We start from the raw sequence: 23,726 nt of genomic DNA, 5'->3' as shown, positions 1-23,726 counted from the left end.
ACCCGCACCCGCACGGGCACCGCCGCGCAGGGCAGGCCCGGGCCGGGCCGGGCCGGGCCGGGCCGCAACCGAACTACTCCCGCCGATACACCGCGGGCCGCTTCTCGGCGAACGCCCGCGCCCCCTCCTTCGCGTCAGCGGTGTCGAAGATCGGCCACCCCCGCAGCAGCTCCGCCGCGAGCCCCTCCGACTCCGTCATCTCGGCCGTCTCGTAGACGGAGGCCTTCACGGCCTCCACCGCCAGCGGCCCGCACGCGTTGATCCGCTCCGCGATCTCCAGCGCAGCGTCCAGCGCCGTCCCGTCCGGGACGACCCGCCCCACGAGCCCGATCCGCGCCGCCTCCTCGGCCGCGTACGGCCGCCCGGTCAGCAGCATCTCCAGCGCGTGGGTCCGCGGGATCTGCCGCGGGAGCCGGACCGTCGAGCCGCCGATCGGGAAGAGCCCCCGCTTGACCTCGAACAGTCCGAAGGTGGCCCCCTCCCCCGCGACCCGGATGTCGGTCCCCTGGAGGATCTCCGTGCCGCCCGCCACGCAGTAGCCCTCGACCGCCGCGATGATCGGCTTGCGCGGCCGGTGGTGGCGCAGCATCGCCTTCCAGTGCAGGTCCGGGTCGGCCTTCAGCCGGTCCCGGTACTGGTCGCCCGCCATGCCCTTGCCGGCCAGCGCCTTCAGGTCCATGCCGGCGCAGAAGTCCCCGCCGGCCCCCGTCAGCACCACCGAGCGGATCGTGTCGTCCGCGTCGGCCTCCAGCCAGCCGTCGTACAGCCCCACCAGCAGCGGCAGCGAGAGCGCGTTCTTCGCCTCGGGCCTGTTCATGGTGAGCACCAGCGTGGCTCCGTGGCGTTCCACGGTCAGGTGTTCTGTCCCACCCATTGCCGTCCTCCCGTCTCAAGACCTAGAACAGGTTGCAGTAGGGGCGGGTGCAGTTCAATAGTTTTCTGACACCCAGTCAGATTTCTTGGACGGTCCCCTTCCTTGTTGGGGTTGGCGACGCTCTAATGACCGCCGAGCAGACCAGCCATGGGATTTTCTGGGTCAGGAGGACCGGTGGAGTACAACATTGCCGACCTGTTCGAGTCGGTCGTGGACGTGGTCCCGGACCGCGAGGCCCTCGTGTACGTGGACCACCCCGGGACCGGCGCCGAGCGCCGCCTCACGTACGCGGAGCTGGACGCGGCGGCGAACCGCATCGCGCACCATCTGCTGGACAGCGGCCTGAAGGCCGGTGAGCACCTGGGCCTGCACCTCTACAACGGCATCGAGTACCTCCAGACCGTCCTCGCCTGCCTGAAGGCCCGCCTGGTACCGGTGAACGTGAACTACCGGTACGTGGAGGAAGAGCTCGTCTACCTCTACAACGACGCCGACCTCGCCGCGCTCGTCTTCGAGGGCGAGTTCACCGAACGGGTCGCGGCGGCCCTCCCACAGACGACCAAGCTCCGTCACCTGGTCCGCGTCGGACCGACCCCCGAGGGCGCTCCGGAGCCCGCGATCGCTCCGGTCGCGTACGCCGACGCGGAAGCGGCCGGCTCGCCGGACCGCGGCTTCCCGCCCCGCTCCCCCGACGACCTGTTCATCATCTACACCGGCGGCACGACCGGCATGCCCAAGGGCGTCATGTGGCGCGCGGAGGACCTCTTCTTCGCGGGCCTCTTCGGGGGCGAGCCGACCGGCGAGCCGGTGAAGCGACCCGAGGAACTGGCCGAGCGGGTCGCGTCGAAGGGCGCCGGGCTGACCTTCTTCCCCGCGCCGCCACTGATGCACGGCACGTCCACGCTGACGTCCTTCATCGCCTTCAACTACGGGCAGCGGGTGGTCATCCACCGCAAGTACGCGCCCGAGGAGGTGCTGCGCACGATCGAGAAGGAGAAGGTCTCCAGCGTCTCGCTGGTGGGCGACGCCATGCTGCGGCCGCTCATCGACGCCCTCAACGGGCCCCTGAAGGGCACCGACCTGTCCTCCCTCTTCAGCGTCTCCTCCTCCGGCGCGATCATGTCGGAGACGGTGCGCGCCGAGTTCCAGGCGCTCGTGCCGAACGTGATGCTCCTGAACAACTTCGGCTCGTCCGAGTCCGGCTCGAACGGCCGCGCGACGAACGACTCCAGCCCGGAGAAGGGGTTCCGGCTGGAGGTCAACGAGCGGACGCAGGTGGTCGACCCGGTCACCCACGAACCGGTTCCGGTCGGCGAACCGGGACGGCTCGCGCAGCGCGGGTACGTACCGCTGGGCTACTACAACGACCCCGTCAAGACCGCCGAAACCTTCTTCCAGAAGGGATCCGAGCGGTGGGTGCTGCTCGGCGACATGGCGACCGTGGACGAGCAGGGCATCGTCACCGTCCTCGGCCGCGGCTCCCAGTGCATCAACACGGGCGGCGAGAAGGTGTACCCGGAGGAGGTCGAGCAGGCGCTGAAGTCCCACCCGGACGTCTACGACGCCCTGGTCGCCGGGGTCCCGGACCCGAAATGGGGCAGCCACGTCGCCGCGGTGGTCGAGATCCGGGCGGGGTCGGCCGAGCCGACGCTGGACGAGATCCAGGCCCACTGCCGCACCAAGCTGGCCGGCTACAAGATCCCGCGCCAGCTCGTCATCGCGCCCGCCATCCAGCGCTCCCCGAGCGGCAAGGCGGACTACCGGTGGGCGAAGTCGGTGGCCACGGACGCCGACGCGGGCACGGACGCCGACGCGGGCACGGGCACCGACGCGGGCACGGGCACGGGCACCGCGAACTGACCCTGCGCTGCGCACGCCCGCGGGCCGGGACCCTGATGGGTCCCGGCCCGCGGGCGTGTCCGCACGCGCACCTCGGCCGCAGGCACGCGGCCCTCCCGTCGCCGCTCAGGCCCCGGTGCTCAAGAACTGCTCGATCCGGGCCGCGAACCACGGCGCGTCGTCCAGCCACGGGAAGTGCCCACCGCCCTGCTGCACGTCGACGACGCCCCGCTCGAAGAGCTGCGCGAGCCGGGCCGCGAGGGCCGGGGAGGGGTTGAAGTCCAGCTCCCCGGCGAGGACCAGCGCCTCTCCGGTGAAGCGGCCCAGCGCGGCCCGGGTGGCGGGCGGGTCGAAGGCGCCCGGGCCGGCGAAGGCGGCGGAGGCCTCGGCGTTCACCTGGACCGGGCTCAGTGCCGCGTGGGCACGCGCCGTCTCGTCCCAGCGCCCGTAGGCGAGCGGCATCACCGCCACCCGGTCGGCCTCTTCGGGAACCCCTCCGGCGGCCAAGGCGGCCAGCGTCCGCTCGTAGGCCGCGATGGCCTTGTCGTAGGGCTCTCTCCCGGCCCGCCCGCGGACGTCCGCGAGGCGGGTTTCCGGGGAGTCCGCGAGGTCCACGGCCCAGGAGGTCGGCGTGATCAGGGCCAGTCGGCGTACCCGTCGCGGGTGCGCGGCCGCGTAGAGCAGGGCCAGGTTGCCCGCTGCGGAGTGGGCGAGCAGGTCGGCGCTCTCCAGGCCGAGGTGACCGCGCAGCGCATCGACGTCGGCGACCTGGTGGTCGACCCGGTACGTCGCCGGATCGGCCGGGAGCGCGGAGTCCCCGGTGCCTCGCAGGTCGAGCAGGATCAGCCGGCGGCCCGCGGCCAGTCCACCGAGGTCACCCAGGTAGGCGGAGGCCCGCATGGCGCCGCCGGGGAGGCACAGGAGCGGCTCGCCTTCACCCTGGACGTGGTACGCGAGTTCGGTTCCGTCATGGGCGGTGAAGGTGAAGCTGCAGGTGGGAGGAGTGGAGGTCGACATGGACGCAATCTCAGCAGACGATCACTCGTTCGAGTAATTGATTTGGCCGCGACAGTCCGGCAATCTACCGAATGATCGGTCGGTTGACTCGGACAAGGGGTGGGCTGCATGGGTACGTACGCACAGGGCCACGACGGCGGCGCGGACGAGGGCGAGCGGATGGGCCGGGACGAGCTGGCGGCGCTCCAGCTGACCCGCCTGCGGGCGACCTTGCGCCGGGCCTACGACCGGGTTCCCTTCTACCGGCAGGCCTTCGACAAGGCCGGTCTGCATCCCGACGACTGCCGCTCCCTCTCCGACCTCTCCTTGTTCCCCTTCACCACCAAGTCCGATCTGCGCGACCAGTACCCCTTCGGCATGTTCGCCGTACCGCGCTCCGAGGTCCGCCGCATCCACGCGTCCAGCGGGACGACGGGCCGCCCGACCGTCGTCGGATACACGGACGGGGACCTGTCCACCTGGGCGGACGTCGTCGCCCGCTCGATCCGCGCGGCGGGCGGCAGGCCCGGCCAGATCGTCCACATCGCCTACGGGTACGGCCTGTTCACCGGAGGCCTGGGCGCGCACTACGGCGCGGAGCGCCTGGGCTGTACGGTCGTGCCCGCCTCGGGCGGGATGACGGACCGCCAGGTCCGGCTGATCGAGGACTTCCGGCCGGAGGTCATCATGGTGACCCCCTCCTACATGCTGACCCTGCTGGACGAGATGGAGCGCCAGGGCATCGATCCCCGCGCCACCTCCCTCCGTACGGGGATCTTCGGTGCCGAGCCCTGGACGGAGGAGATGCGCCGCGAGATCGAGGAACGCCTGAACATCGACGCGGTGGACATATACGGGCTCTCGGAGGTGATGGGCCCTGGTGTCGCACAGGAGTTCGCCGAGACAAAAGACGGTCTCCACATATGGGAGGACCACTTCTACCCGGAGGTGGTCGACCCGCTGACGGGCGCCGTGCTGCCGGAGGGCGAGCCCGGGGAGCTGGTCTTCACCTCGCTGACCAAGGAGGCGATGCCCATCGTCCGCTACCGCACCCGGGACCTGACCCGGCTGCTCCCCGGCACGGTCCGGCCGGCCTTCCGCCGTATGGAGAAGATCACCGGCCGCAGCGACGACATGATCATCCTGCGCGGGGTGAACCTCTACCCCACCCAGATCGAGGAGGTGCTCCTGCGGACCCCGGCCCTGGCCCCGCACTTCCAGCTCCGGCTGACCAGGCAGGGCCGGCTGGACGCCCTGACAGTACGGGTGGAGGCACGCCGAGAGAGCGACGCCGCCCAGCGGGAGGCCGCGGCGGCCTCGGTGGTGCGGGCCGTCAAGGAGGGCGTCGGAGTCTCGGTCGCGGTGGAGGTGGTGGATCCGGAGACCCTGGAGCGGTCGGTCGGCAAGATCAAGCGACTGGTGGACCTCCGGGAGGGCGGAGCCTGAGCCCAAGCCGGAGTCAGAGGCTGAGCCGGAGCCGGAGCCGGAGTCAGAGGCCGAGCCGGAGCCGGGGTCCGAGGCCGAGGCTGGGTCCGCGGCTGAATCGGAGCCCGAGGGCTGAGCCGGAGTCCGAGGCTTGGTCCGCGCCGCACACGGGACGGGCGGGCGCCCCCGCCGGAGGGCCGGACCGCCGTCGGATCCACCCCTTCGGGCCCACTCGGGGGGCCTCCCGGGAAGCTGCGGGCCCAGCCGGGTAGGGACAGAGGCGTGACCTCGACCTTCCGGCGGCTCCACGACCGGCTCCAGGCCTCCCATGCCGGGCTGGCATGGAGCCGTGGGCGGGAGATGGAGCTGATGCACCGGGCCATGGGCTTCGCCGCCCTCGGCTTCCTCACCCTGGTGCCGCTGCTCGTCGTCGTCGCGGCCGCCGCGCCGGGCAGCGGCTCGGGCTTCGGCCGCTGGCTCGGTCAGGCCCTCGGGGTGACGGAGTTCTCCCGGGAGCGGGTGGAGATGCTGTTCGGCGCCGCGGACCTCGCTCTGGAGCGGACGACCGCCTTCGGTCTGGCCGCGCTCGCCGTCTTCGGCCTGACCTTCGGCTCCGCCGTGCAGACCGGGTACGAGAAGGTCTGGGACCTTCCGACAGCCCGCTGGCACACCATGTGGCGACACGTCGTCTGGCTCGCCCTGCTGGTCTGCTACCTCGGGCTGCTCGTCCTCATCCCCGCCCCGTCGGACGACGTGCCCGGCACGATCCTCGGCACCACGGGCGATGTCATCGGCACCTGCCTGTTCTTCTGGACCTCCCAGTGGATCCTCCTCGGCGGGCGGGTCCGCTGGCGCGCCCTGCTGCCGGGAGCCGCCTGCACCAGCCTGGGCCTCCTCGGCCTGCGGGTCTTCTCGCAGCTGGTGTTCTCCCCGCTGATCGCCTCCAACGCCGTCACGTACGGCCCCTTCGGCACCCTCCTGGTCGTCCAGTCCTGGCTGGTCGGCGTCGGGTTCGTGGTCTACGGCGGCGCTCTGGTCGGCCGGCTCTTCCACGAACACCTCGTCCTGCGCCGCCTCCAAGCCGTCGCCCTCCGGGAGGATCCGGAGTTCTAGAGCCTGATTAGGGGCGGGCTCCCGCCGCTCGGAGTGCGTCGGCCGTCTCCGGGTGCGGTCCCGCCAGCGCCCAGTCGAGGGGCGTACGGCCCGCGCCCCGGTCCTCCCGTAGGTTCGGGTCCGCGCCGTGGGCGAGGAGTTCGCGCACCGTGTCGGCGTAACCCCAGCAGGCGGCCGCGCACAGCGGCGTGCCCTCCGTACCGCGTCCGCTCTCGGTGTTCGGGGAGGCGCCGGCCTCCAGGAGGGAGCGGACCGTGTCGAGAGCTCCCTGGACGGATGCCGCGTACAGCGGGGTGGTGCCCTCCGGGTCGGCCGTCTCCGGGTGCGCGCCCGCGCGCAGGAGGGCGCGGACCCGGGCGGTGCGTCCGAACATCGCGGCGTCGACGAGCTGCCGCGCGAGCTTCTTCTGTCGTCTTCGGTTCATGACGGCCGAGACTAGGCCCTCTCTTTCGGATCTTGTCGGTCAGGTCCGCTCGTGCTGTGGCCTGGTCGGCAGGGCGCGTCAGGCCACGGGCGAGTCGGAGCCGGAGGGTCAGGACGGGGTCGAGAAGCGGTCGCGCAGGGTGCGCTTGAGGATCTTGCCGCTCGCGTTGCGGGGCAGGGCGTCCACGAAGAGGATCCGCTTCGGGGCCTTGAAGTGGGCCAGCTTCTCGCGGGCGTAGTCCAGGAGTTCCGCCTCCGTCACCCCGTCGCGCGGGACCACCACCGCCGTGACGGCCTCGATCCACCGTTCGTCCGGCAGGCCGATCACCGCCGCCTCGGCCACGCCCGGGTGGGTGTACAGCACGTCCTCGACCTGCCGTGAGGCGACCAGTACCCCGCCCGAGTTGATGACGTCCTTTACCCGGTCCACGACCGTGAAGTACCCCTCCGGGTCCCGGACCGCCAGGTCGCCGGAGCGGAACCAGCCGTCCCGGAAGGCCTTCTTCGTCGCCTCGGCGTCGTTCCAGTAGCCCAGGCAGAGCTGCGGGGAGCGGTAGACCACCTCGCCTGCCGTGCCGTCGGGGACCTCGGCCCCGTCCTCGTCGACCACCCGCGCCTGAACGTGGTGGACCGGCCGCCCGCACGAGTCCATCCGCCCCTCGTGCTCCTCCGGCCGCAGCACCGTGGCCAGCGGGCCGATCTCGCTCTGCCCAAAGCAGTTGTAGAAGCCGAGGCCGGGAAGCCGTGCGCGCAGCCGTTCCAGGACCGGCACCGGCATGATCGAGGCCCCGTAGTACGCCTTGCGCAGGGCGGACAGGTCGCGGACGGCGAAGTCCGCGAAATCGGGGTGGTTGGCCAGCCCGATCCACACCGTCGGCGGTGCGAACAGGCTGTCCGCCTCCCCCGTCTCTACCAGGTCGAAGATCTCCTCCGCGACCGGCGCGTCCACGATCGTGTTCCGCGCGCCCACCGCCAGGTACGGCAGCAGGAACACGTGCATCTGCGCCGAGTGGTACAGCGGCAGGGAGTGCACCGGCAGATCGCCCTCCGCCAGGTCCAGGGCCGCGATCGCGCTCTCGTACTCGTGGCAGAGCGCCTCGTGCGTCATCATCGCCCCCTTCGGCAGGGCGGTGGTCCCGGAGGTGTACAGCAGCTGCGCCAGCCGGGACGGGTCCCCGGAGCGGGCGAAGGCCTCGGGCCCGGCGGGCCCGGCCGGTTCGGCCAGGTCGGACAGGAAGGAGCCGCGCGCGTCGCGCAGCGGGCGTACGGCGAACCCCTCGGGGACCCGCCCGGCCAGTTCCGGGTCCGCGAGGACGAGGGAGCTCCCGGAGTTCTCCAGGATGTACGAGAGGTCCTCCCCGGTCAGGTTCTGGTTGACCGGCACGTGCGTGAGCCCGGCGCGGGCGCAGGCGAGGAAGGCGAGGAGGTAGGCGTCGGAGTTGTGCCCGAAGGTCGCGACCCGGTCCCCCTCGGCCAGCCCGTAGCTCCCGCGCAGCACGGCCGCGCCCGTGGAGACGGCCGCGTCGAGTTCCGCGTAGGTCCAGGTCCGCGCGCGGTAGCGGACCGCGACCCGGTCCGGGACGCGTCGCGCGCTGTCGTGGAGCAGTCCGTCGACCGTGTTCTTCCGCACCGGGGTCATGCCGGGATCCTCGTCTGCGCGTCAGGCCGGGGTCAATGACCCGGGCCGTACGCGGATACCCGGCCGGAACATCCGGGGATACGCCTGCGGCATTGCCGCGCCGGCATCCACGTTGCGCAGAGACCGCCTCCCCCGATCCGGGATCGGCACTCGAGCCGCCGTTAGGTTACGTCGGAGGCCGGGCCTTCGAGATCGAAGATCGGGATTCTCCGCTCATCGCCCACATCTGAAATCGACAACAGCCATTCACCATAAGGAAAATCACTGAAGATTTCCAGGATTCGCCCTTCGCGGGTTACCACGTACAAGTCCTGCCTGAATTGAACGCCTTGGATACCGACGTCGACCACTTCATCGCCCACAAGATCTTCCAGGCCGTAGGACTGCGAGCCCTCTCTCGTCAGACTGGGTGAAATAGTGATCTGACCGCCTTCGGATACACGCCAGCTGGAATTGATGCGCAGTCGCCAACGATCCCCTTGAAGGCAAATGCCGTCGGCATCCGCTTCAACTGCGGTGACACTGAACGGAAGAAACCGTCTGATCTCTTCCAATACTGCCTCCATCACGGCCCCAATTCGACGTGCGTACGCTCGCGGACGTACTGCTTTGAATTGGCGCCGCGGGGCGGCTGGACAGGCTTCCCAGTGAATGGACTCACAGGCGCATCCGCACTGTTCGTGAATGACGCGCGAGATCCTGCATTTCCATTGGCGGAGGGCTGCATAATTCGCACCTTGCTACCATCCGGCAGTTCATACCCGACACCTGCCGAACGAGTCGGGAACGTGCTGAATCCAGGCTCTCCGGAATTTACGGCGGACTGCAAACCGGATTCCAATCTCGATGCGCTGGTAGGTACGACGGTTCCATTCGAGCCCACAATGAAGTCGCAATTGTGTACCAGGACCGGCGTGGTTCCCGCGAGCACATAGTACGTGTGCAGGTCATCGACCGTGAGGTTGTGGACCCGCTTGTGCTGGATCCACGCGCGCACGGCGCTCACCTGGGTGTAGGAGCCGTTGCCGGTCTGCAGCAGCATTCCGGGGACGATTTCCTTGGCGTAGACCCACTTGCCCGGTTCGGGCGCCCAGAACGGGTGATTGTCCGTCGCCACGACCTTGCCCGGATGTCCGCCGGGTTCGGTGACGGTGATCTCGACCAGGTTCTTGTCGCCCTCACCGGTGATGAGCGCGGTGACCGTGCGCGGGCCGGCTTCGCCGGTCACCGGGTCGGTGGCGGTGACCTTGTCGCCGACGCGCACCTGGCCTATGGCCTTGTCGTTGCCGTCGGCCATCACGACCATGGTGTCCGGGGTGAAGCTGTTGCCGGTGCTGCAGCTCCCTGCCCCGTTCTCGGCGGCCTTGGGGGCGGATCCGCTGTCGGCCGGTTTTGGTGCGGGAGGGCTGTCTGCCGCCTTCGGTACGGGTGCGGTGTCGGCCGCTTTCGCCGTCGCTGCCGCATCGCCGGCGTTGTTGGCGGTCTTGGCGGCCTGTGCGGCGTCGAGTGCCTTGTTGCCGTACTTGGCGGCGTTCGCCGCGTAGCCCGCGCCCGGGATGGCCGAGGCGGCGGAGAGGCCGGCGTTGACGTAGTCGCCTTCCGCGGCGTACCAGCCCGCATTGCCCAGGTCGGCGACCTCGCCGACGACCGGGACCATGCCGACGACGTCGAGGGTGGTGTGGCCGATCGTCTTCCACGACGGCATCTTCGGCCACTTGCCGGTCGGGTCGGTGAGCTTGACCGGGTTGTTGTGGGTGTAGGTGTAGGCGGCGAGGTTGCGCGGCTCGGCGATGCCGCCCGCCATGCCCCCGTCGAGGTAGTCGGGCAGCGCCGGGTCGGTGCTCGCCCAGAGCTGGGTCCGAGGGTTGTAGTAGCGGGCTCCGTAGTAGTAGAGCCCGGTCTCCACGTCGAGTTCCTTGCCGGTGAACTGGTAGGGCGTGTCCGCCTGTCCGGTCCGTTCCTCCACCCAGGTTTCCCCGTACGGGAAGTACTCCAGGTGCTCGGTGACCTTGCCCAGCTTGTCGGTGACGTAGCCGGAGGAGCCGATGTGGTCGGCGTGGAAGAACTGCTGGGCGTCCTCGGCACCGGTGGTCTCGACGGCCTTGGTCGTCACGCGGCTGTCGCCGACGAAGACGTGCTTGTAGCCGGTGGTGTCGCGTTCGCTGTAGTACCGGTTCGGGTACAGCGAGAGCCCGTCCTCGCTCCGCTTGACGAGGCGGTCGCCCTTGTCGTCGTAGACGTAGGAGACGGTGGCGCCGGCGCAGCCGCTCGGGTCCTGTGTGAGGGTGCCGGTCGCTGTGTCCTGGTTGCAGACGAGGCGGTTCTCCTCGTCCCACACGTACTGACGGCGCTTGTCCGCGGCAGCTGTGTTGACCGTGCTCGTCAGATTGCCGTTGGCGTCGTAGGCATGGCTGATCGGACCGACCTTCGTCGGGGCATGCGGTGTGGCGCCGCCGTAGGCGTACGTGTAGGCGTAGGTCGTCCGGTCCTGGACGTGGGTCGGGTTGGACGGGTCCTCGACCGGTTCGATCGGCCCGGCTCCGCCGCCTCCGACTGGGAAGGCCGGGGTGCCGCCGGTGACCTCGTGGGTCTGCGACTTGCTCGTGGTGTTGTGGATCGAGTCGTAACCCAGGCTCAGCGTGTACGTGTTGACCGCGTTGTTCTTGTCCGTGTACCGGCCCGACGCGGACGTGAGCCGGTACTGGTCGTCGTATCCGTAGGTCTGGCTGCTCGGACCGCCGATGTCCCCGCCCTGCGGCGCGTTGTTCGCCAGCGAGGTGATGTTGCCGATCTTGTCGTACGTGTAGCCCAGGTTCTGGAACGCCGTTCCGCCCGGCGCCACGGACTTCAGTGCTCCGAGTCTGCGGTCTTCGGCGTCGTAGGTGTAGGTGGTGCGGACCCCGTTGCCGGTCTGCTGGAGGATCTTCTGCCCGAATTTGTCGTAGTCGACCCGGTCCAGGTACGTGTAGCCGGTGCCGTTCTTGGATCCGGTGGCCCGGCCGACCTGGCCGCCCGAGTCGTAGTCGTAGGTCAGGACCTCGCCGTCGGGATAGGTCATCTGCAGCACACGGTTGAAGGCGTCGTAGCGCCAGGCGGTGGTGTAGGTGCGCGGGGCGTCGCGGACCGCGGTGATCGTGCGGGTCTCCTCGATCACCTCGCCCAGCGCCCCGTAGGCGCGCTTCACCGTTCCCGCCGCGTCGTGGACCTCGGTGACGCGCGAGGCCGCGTTGTCCGGCGCGCCGGGGGCTCCGTACTCGTAGGAGACGTTGTTCTGCGGGAACGTCGGGTAGCGGATGGCCTTCAGCCGCGAGTACTCGTAGTCGTACTCGACGGCCTTGTCCACCGCCCGCAGGTTCGCGGTGATCTTCGACGTGACGTTCCCGGCGAGGTCGTAGCGGGTCTCGGAGCGCCCGGCGTCCGGGCTGTCGAACGAAATGCGGCGTCCCAGTGCGTCGTAGCCGGCGCGCGTGACGTTGTTCTTGTCGTCGGTGATCGTCGTGACCTGGCCTGTGGGGTCGTACGCGTAGCTGGTCCAGATCTCCGAGGAACCGTTGAACTCCTTCACCGAGGTGGTGGCACCCCGGACGTCGGTGTAGGTGCGGCGCTCCTTGCCGTTGCCGTCTGTCGCCGTCCGCTCGAAGCGGGTCGTGCCCGCCCGATCCTCGCCGAAGCCGTATCCGGTGCTGGTGGTGACGCCGTCCGGTTGCACGGTCCTGACCGAGCGGTCCAGGACGTCGAAGGTGTCCTTCGTGGGTGCCACGGAGTCGAAGGAGGCGTTGAACGCGGTGTTCGCTGCTCCCTTGTCTTCGGTCACCGGGTAGTACTTCTCCACGGCGCGGCCCAGGTAGTCGAACTTCAGCCGGCCGGATACCGTCATCACCTGGGTGGACGCGGCCCCGGGCGAGGCGGACACCGAAGCGTCCTTCTTGGTCTGCAGGACGCGCCCCAGGCCGTCGCTGAAGGTGACGGTGTCGATGGTGTCGTCGCGCACGGCCGAGGCGGCACGGTCGAGGTGCTTGGTCGTGGCGTACGGGACGGTCGCCTCGGGGTGGTAGCCGAAGGTGATCGTGGCCTGGTCGCCGTCCTTCTCGTAGGGCCCGGTCACCTTGTCGAGCCGGCCGACACTGTCGTAGGACATCCGGAGCGGCTGGCCGTTGTGGTCCGTGTTCCGCTCGGGCTGGCCGTATTTGAGGTTGTACACCGTGGACGAGCGGTAGCCGAAGCTGTCCTCGACGGACTCCACGTGTACGCCGACGGTGGTGTCGTAGCCGTACTCCAGCTTGTAGCGCTGCCCCTTCGCGTTGGCTGGACCGGTCACCGATTTCAGGTTCCCGTCCGGGTGGTACGTCAGGTCGGAGACGGCCGCGGTGTCGTCGTCGAGGTACTCGCGTATCTGGCGCACGGCGCCGGTCGCGCAGTCGACGGTGGATTCGCGGTGTCGCAGGAGCGTGCCGGTGGCCGCGGCCTTCTGCCGTATCTCATGGGCGGTGCCGACGAGGTTCCGGTCGCGGCACTGCGTGTCGGAGCCGCTGTACGCGTAGACGGTCTCCAGGTCGTCCGCGGTGCCCTCGTCACCGGTGGCGAAGGTGCGGGTGACGTTGCCGTACTGGTCGTAGGCGAGGTCGGTGACGGTGGACGTCCCTGCGGCGGCCGCGCCTTCGTAGTGCTTTTCCTCGACGCGGGTGAGCTGCGGGAAGACGGTGGCGGTCCGGCTCTTCGGGTCGGCTTCCTGGTCCGTGGAGGTGTCGAGCAACCGGTAGGTGTTGAGTGTCTCGCGGTACGGGTGGCCGGCGCCGTCCTCGGTCAGCGTGCGGGTGAGCAGGCCGCGGCTCACGTATCCATCGGTGCGGTACTCGTCGGTCACCGTGCGGCGGACGGCGTCGTCCGCACCGGTGTCGCGGTTCTCGGTCACCACGCGGCCGAAGCCGAGGAACTCGCGCTCCAGCCGGTCGTGGCGGCCCTGCTCGTAGCGGAAGGTGGTCAGATGCGTGTCGGCACCATCACCCGTGAGCCCGTCGAACACCGAGGTGCGGGACAGCACCCAGCGGCTCTCCTGCATGGCGGCGGTGTTGCCCGAACGGGTGTAGTCCAGGTCGATACGGGCGCCCATCGGCCGGCTGACGGAGCGCAGCAGGTTGGTGCGACCGGTCTTGTTGACCGCGACAAGGAGTTCGTCGTCCCGGGTGGACTTGACGTGGTCGGCCAGGCCGTCGCCGTTGACGTCCCGCAGGCTGGTTTCGGCCCGGCTGATGCCGGTGGACGCGTTGGCGCCGGGGTTGAAGACGAAGACGCCGACGGGAGTGGGCAGGCCGACGGTGAAGTAGACGCCCCCGCCGAGACTGGCGTTCTTGTCGACGGCGATGTCGGGGAAGCTGCCGCGGAAGGGGGCGGGCGCGGTGAAGCCGGTGCCGGTGTTGACCGCGACCTTGATCGGGTTGGCCCCGTCGGTGAACACCCGGTCGGTGAGACCGTCGCCGTTGACGTCCATCATGCTCGCGTTGGTGAACGAGGTTCCCAGCTCGGCGGAGACCCCGCCCGCGAAGCCGTAGCGGTCGACGTTGAACCCGAGGTTGACGCCGACGTTGCGGGTGGACGCGTCGTTGATCGGTCCGGCCGACCACGGTTCGCGGGCGGCGAAGGAGTAGCCGAGGTTCAACTGGGCGTCACCATTGCCGAACACCTTGTCCGGCAACCCGTCCCCGTTGATGTCGATCAGGTCGACGCGGACGTCGGACTCGCCGCCGCCGAGGCTTCCGCCGATGCCGAGCGACGGCTGTACCGCGCCGGTGGTGGCGGTGTTGGCGCTGGTGCCCGCGTCGGGCGCGGCCATGCCCAGGGCGCTGGCGATGGTGGCGGTCTCGCTGCCGGCGGAGAGCGACACGTTGCCGGAGACGTTGTCCGCCTCGCGGACGTTGCCGCCGAGGGTGCCGCGTGTGGTGCCGAGCGCGCCGGTCATGTCGGAGAACTGGATCTCCTTGGCGCCCACGACGTCGGGGTAGCCGTCGCCGTTGAGGTCGAGGTAGTCGACGGAGCCCGCAGTGATCCCGCCGACCACGGTGCCGCCGAACGGGCCCGCCGCGAGGGTGGCCGACACCTGGCCGGTGACACCGCGGCGCATCACTGCCCGGTCGCCCGCCACGTCGGCGTCGGTGACGATGTCGATGGTGTCCGCGCCGAGACGGGAACTGGTCGCCATCGCGGAGGTGATCCACGAGGACTCGTCCTGGGCCGCCCAGCCGCCCTTGGCGGGAACGGGGGCGAAGACCGCCAGCCGCGGCATGGTGAGCCGCGGATTCGCGGTGAACCCCGGGACGTCCGCTTCCTTGGGCTCCTTGGGAAGTGCGTCCTTGAAGCTCTGGTCCAGCGTGAGTTCGGCCTGCTTGAGCGGCTGGGTGGCGCGGTCGCGGTTGCCCTGGTAGCCGATCACTCCCCAGCCGCGGTAGGGCTGGGCGAAGGCGCCCTGCCCGACGGAACTGTGCAGGGCGCTGGGCGCCGGGGTGAAGGTGGGCCAGCTGGACGTCACGTCGTAGGTGACCGACGCGGACTGCTCGACGAGCAGGCCGAGCAGCCCGGTCTCCGTCGTGGAGTAGTCGACGTAGAGCTCGTCGCCGGCGGTGACCGGCACGGTCAGGTCCAGGTTCGGGCCACCGAAGGGAGAGGTGTCCTTGGCCTGGAAGACCCGCTTGCCGACCAGCTGCCCGCCGCGCTTCTTCACCGTGAACGCGATCTTGGCCTCACCGAGGAGGTTGAAGTTGAAGGACAGCTTCGGCCGCACCTTCAACTGGCCGGTCTTGGTCGCCTTGTAGGACTGCTGCGGCGCGGTGAGGGTGTCCGCCGGGTACATGGTCATGTCGTACGGCGGGGTGATCACCAGCGTGGGGTTGCCCGCGGCGTCGACGACCGACTCGACCCCCTGCGCGGCCGTGTAGTGCGCCTTCGGTGCCCAGCTCACCGCCGAGGCGTCGATCGGGGAATCACTCTTCAGCTTCCACGACATCTTCTCGAACGTGCTGACCGGAATGCTGATGTCGATCGCGGAGGTGCCGGTCGACGCGGCGGGCAGGACCTTGCGGAACACCTCCGTGGCGGCGTGGACGCCGTTGCCCTTCTCGATCACTACGGTCACGTCGTCCGAGGTCGCCTTGTTCTTGACCACGTCACCGGTCAGCCGCAGCGTGCCGTTCACCGGTACGGTCACCAGGGACGGCCTGCCGCCGAAGGTGAAGTCGGCCGACGCGCGGAACACGGTGTTCGCCAAGCCGTTGGCGTCCGTGCCGGCCGGCAGGTTGGTGTAGGTGATGGCCGGATCCCAGGCCACGGTGTCGTACTTGCCGTCCAGCACGGACTGTGTGCGGAAGTAGAGCGCGTCACCCTTCTTCACCGGAATCGACGCCACGTTGCCCGGGGCGAACTCGGTGTGGTCATCGGGGCCGATCCGCTGCGCCCAGAGTTCGGTGTCCTTGTGCTGGATGGTGACCCGCACTCCGTCGGCCTTGGTGTAAGCCGCCCGCGTCGGGGAGGGATCCTGGGTCAGCTGCACGCGGCCGTCCACGCGGACATTGCCGTCGAACGGCGCGACCCAGCGGCGTACCGAGTCCAGCAGCGGCGAGTTGTCCACCTGCTGGTTGAACTGCGCGGTCTGATCGCCGACGATCTCGCCGGTCACCGCGCCGCCCCCGATCGGCACCGGGGTGCGGGTGGAGTCCGCGCTGTAGGCGGGCTGCCCTTGGGCGTCCAGGTAGCCGAACAGTACGCCGCCGTTGTTCACCAGGTCGGTGATGCCGTCGCCGTTGACGTCGCTGAAGAACCGGTCCGAGGTGGTCGTGGTGCCCACGAAGTCCAGCTGGGCCGAGGTGGTGAGGACGTAGGACTCGACGCCGATGGTGCCGGACAGCGTGCGTTCGGTCGAGATTCCCGGAAGGTTGGTGAGCTTGATCGGTGTGTCGCCGAACTTCGGCTCACCACCTGGTGTGGCCAGATTGGGCCGGTAGAACACGTCGTTGTTCTTGCGGAACACCTTGTCCGGCAGGTTGTCGCCGTTCACATCGGTCAGCGTCGACAGGCCGTCGGACTGGCCCGCGCTGAATCCGACCTTCAACCCGACGGAACCCTCCTTGGCCGGCAGCCCCTGCACGTTGTAGCCCGCGAACAGGTGCGCGCCGAAGCCGGCCGACGTGTTCGCCGAGATCGCGCTGGCCTCGCCTTCGCGGATGTTCACCCCGAGGTCGTCATCCGGCACCGACCAACGCGCCTTCTCGGCGAAGGCGTTGTAGTTCCCCGACTGGTCGCGCACGTCGTCGAAGTAGTCGAACGTGTGGGTGTTGAACAGCTGATTGGTCTCGCTGAACTGCGACACCGAGGTGAGCAGCGTCTTGGCGAACGCGCCGGTCCGGTAGTTCAGCTCGTAGGCGCGGATCAGCTGGCCGTCCAGCTTGACCTCGACGCGCCGTAGCAGGTCGGCGGTGACCTTCTTGAACCCGTACTTGGCGTCGACCCGTACGTCCGCCCGGCGGGGCTCGCCGCGCTCACGGTCCCGGATGAACGTCACCGAGTACCTGCCGTCGGTGTCACCGCGGCCGGTGTAGGTGATCTTCTGCGGGTACAGGTCGCTGCCCGGCACCGTGGAGCCCGCCGTGCCGCCGTCGGCCACCTTGGCGTACCGGTAGCGCATGACGTTGTCGTTGCCGTCGCGGATCTCCCGCGCCGCCCAGGTGGCGACGCGCCCCTTGCCGTCGGCCAGCGTGCTGTCGGCCGTGCCGCCGAAGAGCGTGCGGACGCCCTGCTTGTCGGTGACCTCCCACCAGTAGTTCGTGGGACCGTCGCCGTGGCGCACGATCCGGTCGAACCGGCCCTCCACCCGGGAGTGGAACACCTTCTCCGCAGAGCGCGCCTGCAACTCGCTCCGGTGCGCCACCGGGGTCAGCTGCTCACCGTCGAGCAGGTAGGTCTCGGTCTCCAGCCCGGCGTCGTAGCGCGGCACACCCCACCGCGTGTCGACCGTGACCATCGGGGTGGCGAGGTCCCACCCGACGCCGAGCCACCCGTTCGTCCCCGACGAGTTGTAGGCGACGGCCAGACTCGGCTCCAGGCCCGCGCGGCCCTTCGGCACCTCCAGGGGGTACGACAACCGCGCGTCACCGATGTTGTTCGCCGAGGGCGCCCCGACTAGGTTCACCCCGGAGCCGGGGTCGGCCGCCTTGATGTCCTTGATCTGGTTCGGGTTGAACGACGTGCCCTCCGGCCCCTCCGGCCCGGTGACCGCCGACCCGGCGTCCGGCCCCGTCGAGGCAGCGCTGCTGAGCAGCTGGGTCGAGGTCAGCCCCGACATGGTGAGCACCATGGCCAGGATGACGGTCACGCCCGTCCGGCCGCGGACCACGCGCTGGACAGTCATCAAAGAGCCCCCATGCCGCCGGACGTCCCCGGAGCACGGGTCATCCGACGACCTCCACCCCCTGTGCTACCGGACGGTAGTTCGCGAGCCGGGGCGTTCGGATAGGTTTTCCGGCCAAGGTCCGCCCGCGTGGTAACGATCCGGCAACGGGGTTTCCCGCCGGTGTGAGAGGCACTCGTCCAGGCCGTTCTCGCCCCTTGAGCCGTGGTGGGTGCGTCAGCCTTGCACTTCGCCGTCACCCCGGACTTGACCCCGGGCCCACCGTGTCGGTCGGTCGCGGCCCCGGGTCAGGCGTCGCGGCGGCCCAGTGCGTGGAGGGCCTTGCTGCGGTGGGTCAGGGCCAGGTCCATCGCCCGGGTCCTGCCCTCGGCACGGAAGTGACTGGCTGCCTGGTCGTTGACGGTCACGGCTTGCTCGTACCGTCCCACGTCCACGAGGAGGCCGCCGAGGATGAGCAGGGCGGTGCCCTCGCCCTGCCCGTCGGCGGTGGCCCGGCAGAGCGCCAGGTACCGCTCGAGGGCGGGGATGGCGTCCCCGTACTGCCTGAGCTCCACGGCCAGGACGCTGTAGCGGTACAGGGTCCGGCTCTCGTTGGTGCGGTCCTGTGCGGCACGGAACAGGTCCGCGGCACGTCCGTACGAGAGGAGCGCGTCGGCGCGCCGGCCCAGCTTCTCCAGCGTCATGCCGAGGTGGAGGTGGAGCTGGTTCTCCCGCGCCCGGTCCTCGGTCCGGGGGTAGACGACCACGGCCCGCCGGTAGACGGCGACGGCCTCCTCGTCTCGGCCCAACTCCCGCAGGTCGCGGGCCAGGTTGAGGAGTGCGGACCCTTCGGTGTCCGGGCGGTCCAGTTCACGGAACACGGTGGCGACGCGCCGATGGACGACGACGGCCTCTTCGAGCCGGCCGGCGTTGGTGAGTTTCTCACCCATGTGGTAAAGGGCCATGGCCTCGCCCTCCTGGTCGCCGGCGCCCCGGGAGACCGTCGCGGCCTGTTGCAGGACGGTCATGGCCTGCGCGTGCCGGCCCGCCGCATCGAGGGCGCCGCCGAGCCGGCGCAGAGCCGTGGCCTCGGCGGGGGCGTCGCCGATCTCGCGGGACAGGTCCGCCGCCCGGGTGTAGGCAGGGATGGCCTTCTTCGGTTTCCCCTGATGCTCCAGGCCATTGCCGACGACGATGAGGGCATGGGCCTCGCGGGCGCGGTCGCCGGCCCGCCGGTGCAGCTCGGCGGCGTGCCGGCCCGCGTCGGCGGCCTGCTCGAACCTTCCCAATCGGTCGAGGGCGTACCCGAGTTCGGCGGAGGCCGCGGCCTCGCCCGCCCTGTCACCGACGGCCCGGTGCGCGGCGACGGCCCCTTCCCGGGCGGCGGCCGACTCCTCCACGCGGCCCAGCGCTCCCAGTGCTTCGCCGAGCCGGTCCAGGAGTTCCCCCTCGTGCTCGCGGTCGCCGGCCGCGCGGCAGCAGACGAGTGCCTGCTCACAGGCGGGCACCGCCTCCTCGTACCGTTCCTCGTAGACCAGGACGAGGGAGAGGCTGCGCAGGGTGGTCAGCTCGCCCCGGGGGTCGCCGGTCTCCCGGTGGACCGCGAGCTCCTGCCGGTAGGCGTCGAGGGCTTCGTCGGAGCGGTGGGCCTGGAAGAGGCGGATGGCGAGGTTGTGCAGCATCACGGCCTCCCGCGCCCGATTGCCGGACCGGCGGTACGCGGCCACGGCCTCTTCGCAGGCGGTGGCAGCCTCGTCGTGGCGTTCCGCCCGGGCCAGTGCCTCGCTGCGGTTGGACAGCGCATTGCCCTCGCGCTCGTGGTCGCCGGTCTCCCGCAGCAGGGCGGCCGCCTTCCCGCAGGCGGTGGCCGCCTCCGCGTAACGGCCCCCCTGACCGGCGGCGTTGCCGAGGTTGATGAGTGCGGACGCCTCACCCGTACGGTCGCCCAGGTCACGGTAGAGGGTGGCGGACCGCTGCGCGGCGTCGACGGCCGCTTCGTAGCGTTGCGCTTCGATCAGGGCCGGGATGAGACCGCCGAGCACCCAGCACTCCTTGCCGCGTTCGCCGGTTTCTTCGAAGAGCGCGGCCGAGCGCTGGTAGGTGGTGATCGCCTCGTCGAGTCGACCCGTACGGTGCAGGGCGACGGCGAGGTTGGCGAGGGAATCGGCCTCACGGCCTCGATCGCCGTCCTGGCGGTAGAGGGCGGCGGCCTGCCGGACGGGCGCGATGGCTTCCTCGAACCGGCCGTCGTTGATCAGGGCGTTGCCCAGGTTGTGGAGCGGCGCGCTGCCGAAGCGGTCACGGCCGCCGCCGGCGCTCAGGGCTGCGGCCCGCCGGCTGACTTCGGCGGCTTCGGCGTACCGTTTGGCGGCTGTCAGGGCATTGCTCAGGTTGGTGAGCGCGGCGATCTCCAAAGGGCCCGGGTCACTGGCCGCGTCACCTCCGGCGCTACCGCCGCCCGGACCGCCGCTCCGGAAGATGGCCGCCGCCCGTTCGCAGGCGGTGACGGCTTCGTCGGTGCGGCCGTCGGCTGCCAGGGAGGTGCCGAGGTTGGTGAGCGTGGCCCCCAGCAGAGCCCGTTCACCCAGCCGGTCGAAGTGCTGAACGGCCTGTTCGAACAGGCCGATCGCCTCCTTCTGCCGCCGTATGCCTGCCAGGGCGCTGCCCGACTGGAGGAGCAGCTCGGCCGCTCGGCGCCGGTCGCCGATGTCGAGGTGGACGGCCGCTGCCCGCTCCACGGCCGTGAGGGCCTCCTCGAAACGCCCGAGCCCGATCAGCGTCTCACCGACCCTGCCCAACGCGCCCGCCAGCGTGCTGAGGTCAGTGAGGTCGGCGCCGGTCGGCGGGTTGGCCAGCAGCCGGTACAACTCGGTCGCCTCGCGCGTGACCGCCAGCGCCTCCTCCCGGACCCGATCCGGCTCCCGGGCCAACCGGTCCTGTACGGCGGCGTGTTCGGGAAGGTCGACGGTGGGATGCGCGCGAGCCAGCCGCCGGTACAGGTCGTCGGCCTCCCTCGTCACCGCCAGGGCCCGCTCCTCGTGCCCCAGGGCGAGCAGCCGGGTCCCGAGGTCGTTCAACACCCGGGCCAGATCGAGGCTGTGGGCGGCGGGGTCGGACTCGGCGAGCCGGCGCTGGATCTCCACGGCCTCCTCGACCGGGGCCAGGCCCTCCGCGCCCCGGCCCATCTCCGCGAGGAACGCCCCGAGGCTGACCAGCGCCGCCGTCAGATCGGGCTGGTGGGCGGCGGGATTGGCCTCCGCGAGCCGACGGTACAGATCGCCGGCCACCTCCGTGACCTCCAGGCCCTCCTCCAGCCTGCCGACGGCGCGCAGCGCGGCCCCCAGGTTGATGAGGGAGCGCGCGAAGTGGTGCCGCTCGCTGCCGGGGTCGGCGGCGGACAGCCTCCGGTACAGCCCGGCAGCCTCTTCACTGGCGGCCAGGCCCTCCTCGGTGCGACCGGCGTCGAGGAGCCGCAGGCCCAGGTGGGTGAGGAGCGCGGCCCGGTCGGGACGGTACACGGGGTCGCTCTCGGACAGCCGCCGATACAGCTCGGCGGCCTCCTCGGTGACGGCCAGGGCCTCCGCCCGCCTGCCGTGCCGCGACAGACTGCTGCCGAGGCCGGTCAGCGCGCCCGCCAGTCGGTCCTGGTGGGCGGCGGGGTCAACGGCGGTCAGGCGCCGGCCGATCGCGACGGACTCCTCGGCGGTGAACAGCGCCTCCTCCCAGCGGCCGGCGGCGGAGAGCCGCTCGCCGAGCACACCGAGGGAGTTCGCGAGGAAGGGGAGGTGCGCGGGGTCCTCGGCGGCGAGCTCCCGGTGCAGCCGTACGGCCTCCTCTGCGGGGAAGACGGCCTGCTCGCGGCGGCCCGCGTTGGCCCGGCGCCACGCCAGCGTCCCGTACAGCACCGCCCGCCGGGCGGGGTCCTCGGTGGTGGCCAGCCGATGCGCGGTCAGCGCCTCGGCGACGGCGAGGATTCCGTTGTCCAGTTCCACATGGCGGCCCGAGGGCAGCACGGCTTCCACGGCCTCCAGCACCGCCACCAGATCGGCGTCGAGTGGCAGCGCGGCTTCGTCGCCGGTGCCCGCGCCGCCCGCATCGCCCTCGCCGCCGGCGTCGCCCAGCCCGGCGAGGGCGGCGAGCGTGGTCAGGGCGGGGCTGCCCGCGGTGATCGCGAGGTGGGGCGAGGACCGCAGCAGCGGGTACAGCACCCGACGGCCGACGTGCGCCCAGCGGGCGGCCGCGGACGCCAGGAACGTCACGGCCCGCGGGGCCACCGCCGGCCCCAGGTCCCCGCCCATCAGGGCCGCCGGGACATCGCCCGCCCAGGGGTCCGGGTCGTACGCGGTGATGTCGTGTCCCGGGGTGAACAGCCCGAGGAAGTCCTCGGTGAGCCGGTCGGGGTACAGGGGCTCCAAGAACAGGTCGCGGTCGACGGGCGGATAGCAGAACCGGTGGTCGAGGAGGAGGTCCTGCGGATGGCCCGGCATGTCGAGGGCGCGCAGCGCCCGGGCGCCGGTGCCGTGGCTGACCGCCCCGGTCAGGGCGGCGGTGAACACCGTCCTGGCCATGACGGCGGGCCGGGTCTTGTAGTCCAGTCCGGACCCGCCGGCCTCGAACAGCCTTTGCCACGCCCGGTATTCACGGTCCAGAAGGTAGGCCGACAGCTCGTGCGGTTCGGTCAGGGACGGCCGGCGCCCGCGCGCGTGGGCATCGACGGCGACCAGCGCCGCCATCTGCAGGGTCAGCGTCAGTCCGAAGTCGGGCCGGTCCATGAGGGCGGGCGGTTCGACCGCGGAGGTGTTCGGCAGGTCGTAGAGGTCGCTCGCGCCGTAGCGGTCGCGGGCGGCGGTGAACATGCGCAGCCGGTCCGCGTCCAAGGAGGGCAGCAGCATGTCGTCGATCTCGGCGCGCCGGTCGTGGAGTTCACCGCGCAGGGCCGCGAACCAGCGGACCGTACGGCCGATCAGGAGGACACGGGTGGGCCGCTGCCGGTGCAGGACCGGATCGGACAGCAGCCGCTCCAGCTGGCTGTACGCCCAGCGGTCCGCGTAGTCCACGACGAGCAGCACGCCGGCGCCGTCCTCGGCCGGTTGGGTGCCGGTGCCCCGGGCGGGGCCGCCTTCGCGGACCACTGCGTGCAGCACCTGCCAGCGTTCCGCCGCCGGTCGGCCGGGGTCTCGGGACCGCTCGGCGAACTCCATGGCGAGGCGGGTCTTGCCCTCCCCACCGGGAGCGTGGAGCAGCAGTACCGACAGGCGGGCATTGCGGGTGTCACGCCAGCGCCGCAGCCGCTCCAGTTCGGCCTCCCGGCCGATGAAGGGCACTACACGGCTGCGCGCGTCGAGAAGCCGGCTGGGTTGCGCCATCAGCCAGTCGGTCGCCGGGGCCGACGGCGCGGGCAGCGCCTCGATGCCGGGCCCGGGAGGCCCTTGGTAGTGGTTGACGGTGACGCTTGCGCCCGGGCCCTGCGCGGCGGCCGAGCCGGGGGTGAGGTACTGCTCGTAGCGCGGCTCGGTCAAGACTCTCCGCGGGGAATCCCGGCCTGGGCGGCGCCGGGCCCGTGGTGGTGGTTCACGGTCACGCTGGCCCCCGGGCCCTGGGCGCCCGCGCCGCCGCTCTGGATCACCTGGCTGTAGACCTCGCGGGCCCCTGCCCCGCGCAGGGCCGCCCCGAGGGCGCGGATCTCGCCGTCGGCGCCGGGCTGCCCGGCGATCAGTTCGCGCAGCAGCCGCTCGCACTCGGCCGAGCGGTGGGCATTCGCCTCCAGCGCCGCCCCGAGCCTCGCCGCCCAGTTCTCATGGGCCTCGCCCAGGGCCGCCGCGTCGCCCCGCTCGTACGCGGCGAGCACGGTCTCGCGCGCGTGCTCCAGCTCCGCCTCCGCCCCGGCGCCGCCACCTTCCCCGGCCCGCCCGCCGAGCCTGAGCAGCCGGCCGAAACCACGCCGGGTGTGGTCCCACGCGTCTGTCGTCATCGCGGTGACGAGCGTGGTCGCGGCGGTGGCCGCGACAGCTGCGACAGCAGGGTCCACGACACTGTCCCTCTCG

Annotated in this window: 11 protein-coding genes; 3 read left to right on the top strand and 8 right to left on the bottom strand. The window is 70.9% G+C overall.

Annotated features, from left to right (window positions below):
- Window positions 1-73: 73 nt before the first annotated feature.
- Window positions 74-874, bottom strand: a complete 801-nt coding sequence (locus OHA37_RS35070; protein WP_266911452.1) for a crotonase/enoyl-CoA hydratase family protein — start codon at window positions 872-874, stop codon at window positions 74-76.
- A gap of 174 nt (window positions 875-1,048) precedes the next feature.
- On the opposite strand from OHA37_RS35070, the gene OHA37_RS35065 reads away from it, so the two are divergent.
- Window positions 1,049-2,734, top strand: coding sequence for an acyl-CoA synthetase (locus OHA37_RS35065; protein ID WP_266911450.1), 1,686 nt, complete (start codon window positions 1,049-1,051; stop codon window positions 2,732-2,734).
- 105 nt (window positions 2,735-2,839) lie between these two features.
- On the opposite strand, the gene OHA37_RS35060 is transcribed toward OHA37_RS35065, so the two are convergent.
- Window positions 2,840-3,730, bottom strand: coding sequence for an alpha/beta fold hydrolase (locus OHA37_RS35060; protein ID WP_266911448.1), 891 nt, complete (start codon window positions 3,728-3,730; stop codon window positions 2,840-2,842).
- Window positions 3,731-3,838: 108 nt separating this feature from the next.
- Between OHA37_RS35060 and paaK the strand changes: the two genes are divergently transcribed.
- Window positions 3,839-5,155: a phenylacetate--CoA ligase PaaK gene (gene paaK / locus OHA37_RS35055; RefSeq protein WP_266911446.1), complete on the top strand. Its 1,317-nt coding sequence runs from the start codon at window positions 3,839-3,841 to the stop codon at window positions 5,153-5,155.
- 261 nt (window positions 5,156-5,416) lie between these two features.
- Entirely contained in the window at window positions 5,417-6,247 is an 831-nt protein-coding gene (locus tag OHA37_RS35050) for a YhjD/YihY/BrkB family envelope integrity protein (protein ID WP_266911444.1), read from the top strand.
- Between the two features lie 7 nt (window positions 6,248-6,254).
- On the opposite strand, the gene OHA37_RS35045 is transcribed toward OHA37_RS35050, so the two are convergent.
- The 6 genes from OHA37_RS35045 to OHA37_RS35020 all read right to left on the bottom strand — a co-directional run bounded on the left by OHA37_RS35045 (window position 6,255) and on the right by OHA37_RS35020 (window position 23,710).
- Complete coding sequence (locus OHA37_RS35045; RefSeq protein WP_266911442.1) at window positions 6,255-6,671, bottom strand: ankyrin repeat domain-containing protein; 417 nt, start codon at window positions 6,669-6,671, stop codon at window positions 6,255-6,257.
- Between the two features lie 108 nt (window positions 6,672-6,779).
- Window positions 6,780-8,309 (bottom strand): fatty acyl-CoA synthetase, encoded by a 1,530-nt coding sequence (locus OHA37_RS35040; RefSeq protein WP_266911440.1) that lies wholly within the window; start codon window positions 8,307-8,309, stop codon window positions 6,780-6,782.
- A gap of 161 nt (window positions 8,310-8,470) precedes the next feature.
- A complete protein-coding gene (locus OHA37_RS35035; RefSeq protein WP_266911438.1) occupies window positions 8,471-8,878 on the bottom strand; it encodes a hypothetical protein in 408 nt (135 codons plus the stop codon).
- Window positions 8,875-17,703, bottom strand: coding sequence for a SpvB/TcaC N-terminal domain-containing protein (locus OHA37_RS35030; RefSeq protein WP_266911436.1), 8,829 nt, complete (start codon window positions 17,701-17,703; stop codon window positions 8,875-8,877). Before OHA37_RS35030 ends, OHA37_RS35035 begins: the two co-directional genes overlap by 4 nt.
- Window positions 17,704-17,990: 287 nt before the next feature.
- Complete coding sequence (locus tag OHA37_RS35025; protein ID WP_266911434.1) at window positions 17,991-23,201, bottom strand: tetratricopeptide repeat protein; 5,211 nt, start codon at window positions 23,199-23,201, stop codon at window positions 17,991-17,993.
- Window positions 23,198-23,710 carry a hypothetical protein gene (locus OHA37_RS35020; protein WP_266911432.1) on the bottom strand — a complete coding sequence of 171 codons (513 nt, stop codon included), beginning with the start codon at window positions 23,708-23,710 and terminating at the stop codon, window positions 23,198-23,200. Before OHA37_RS35020 ends, OHA37_RS35025 begins: the two co-directional genes overlap by 4 nt.
- Window positions 23,711-23,726: the final 16 nt, after the last annotated feature.

Source organism: Streptomyces sp. NBC_00335, assembly GCF_036127095.1.
GTDB lineage: Bacteria > Actinomycetota > Actinomycetes > Streptomycetales > Streptomycetaceae > Streptomyces.
Note: the sequence above shows the minus strand (reverse complement) of the source record. Positions and strands in the feature narration are given on the sequence as shown.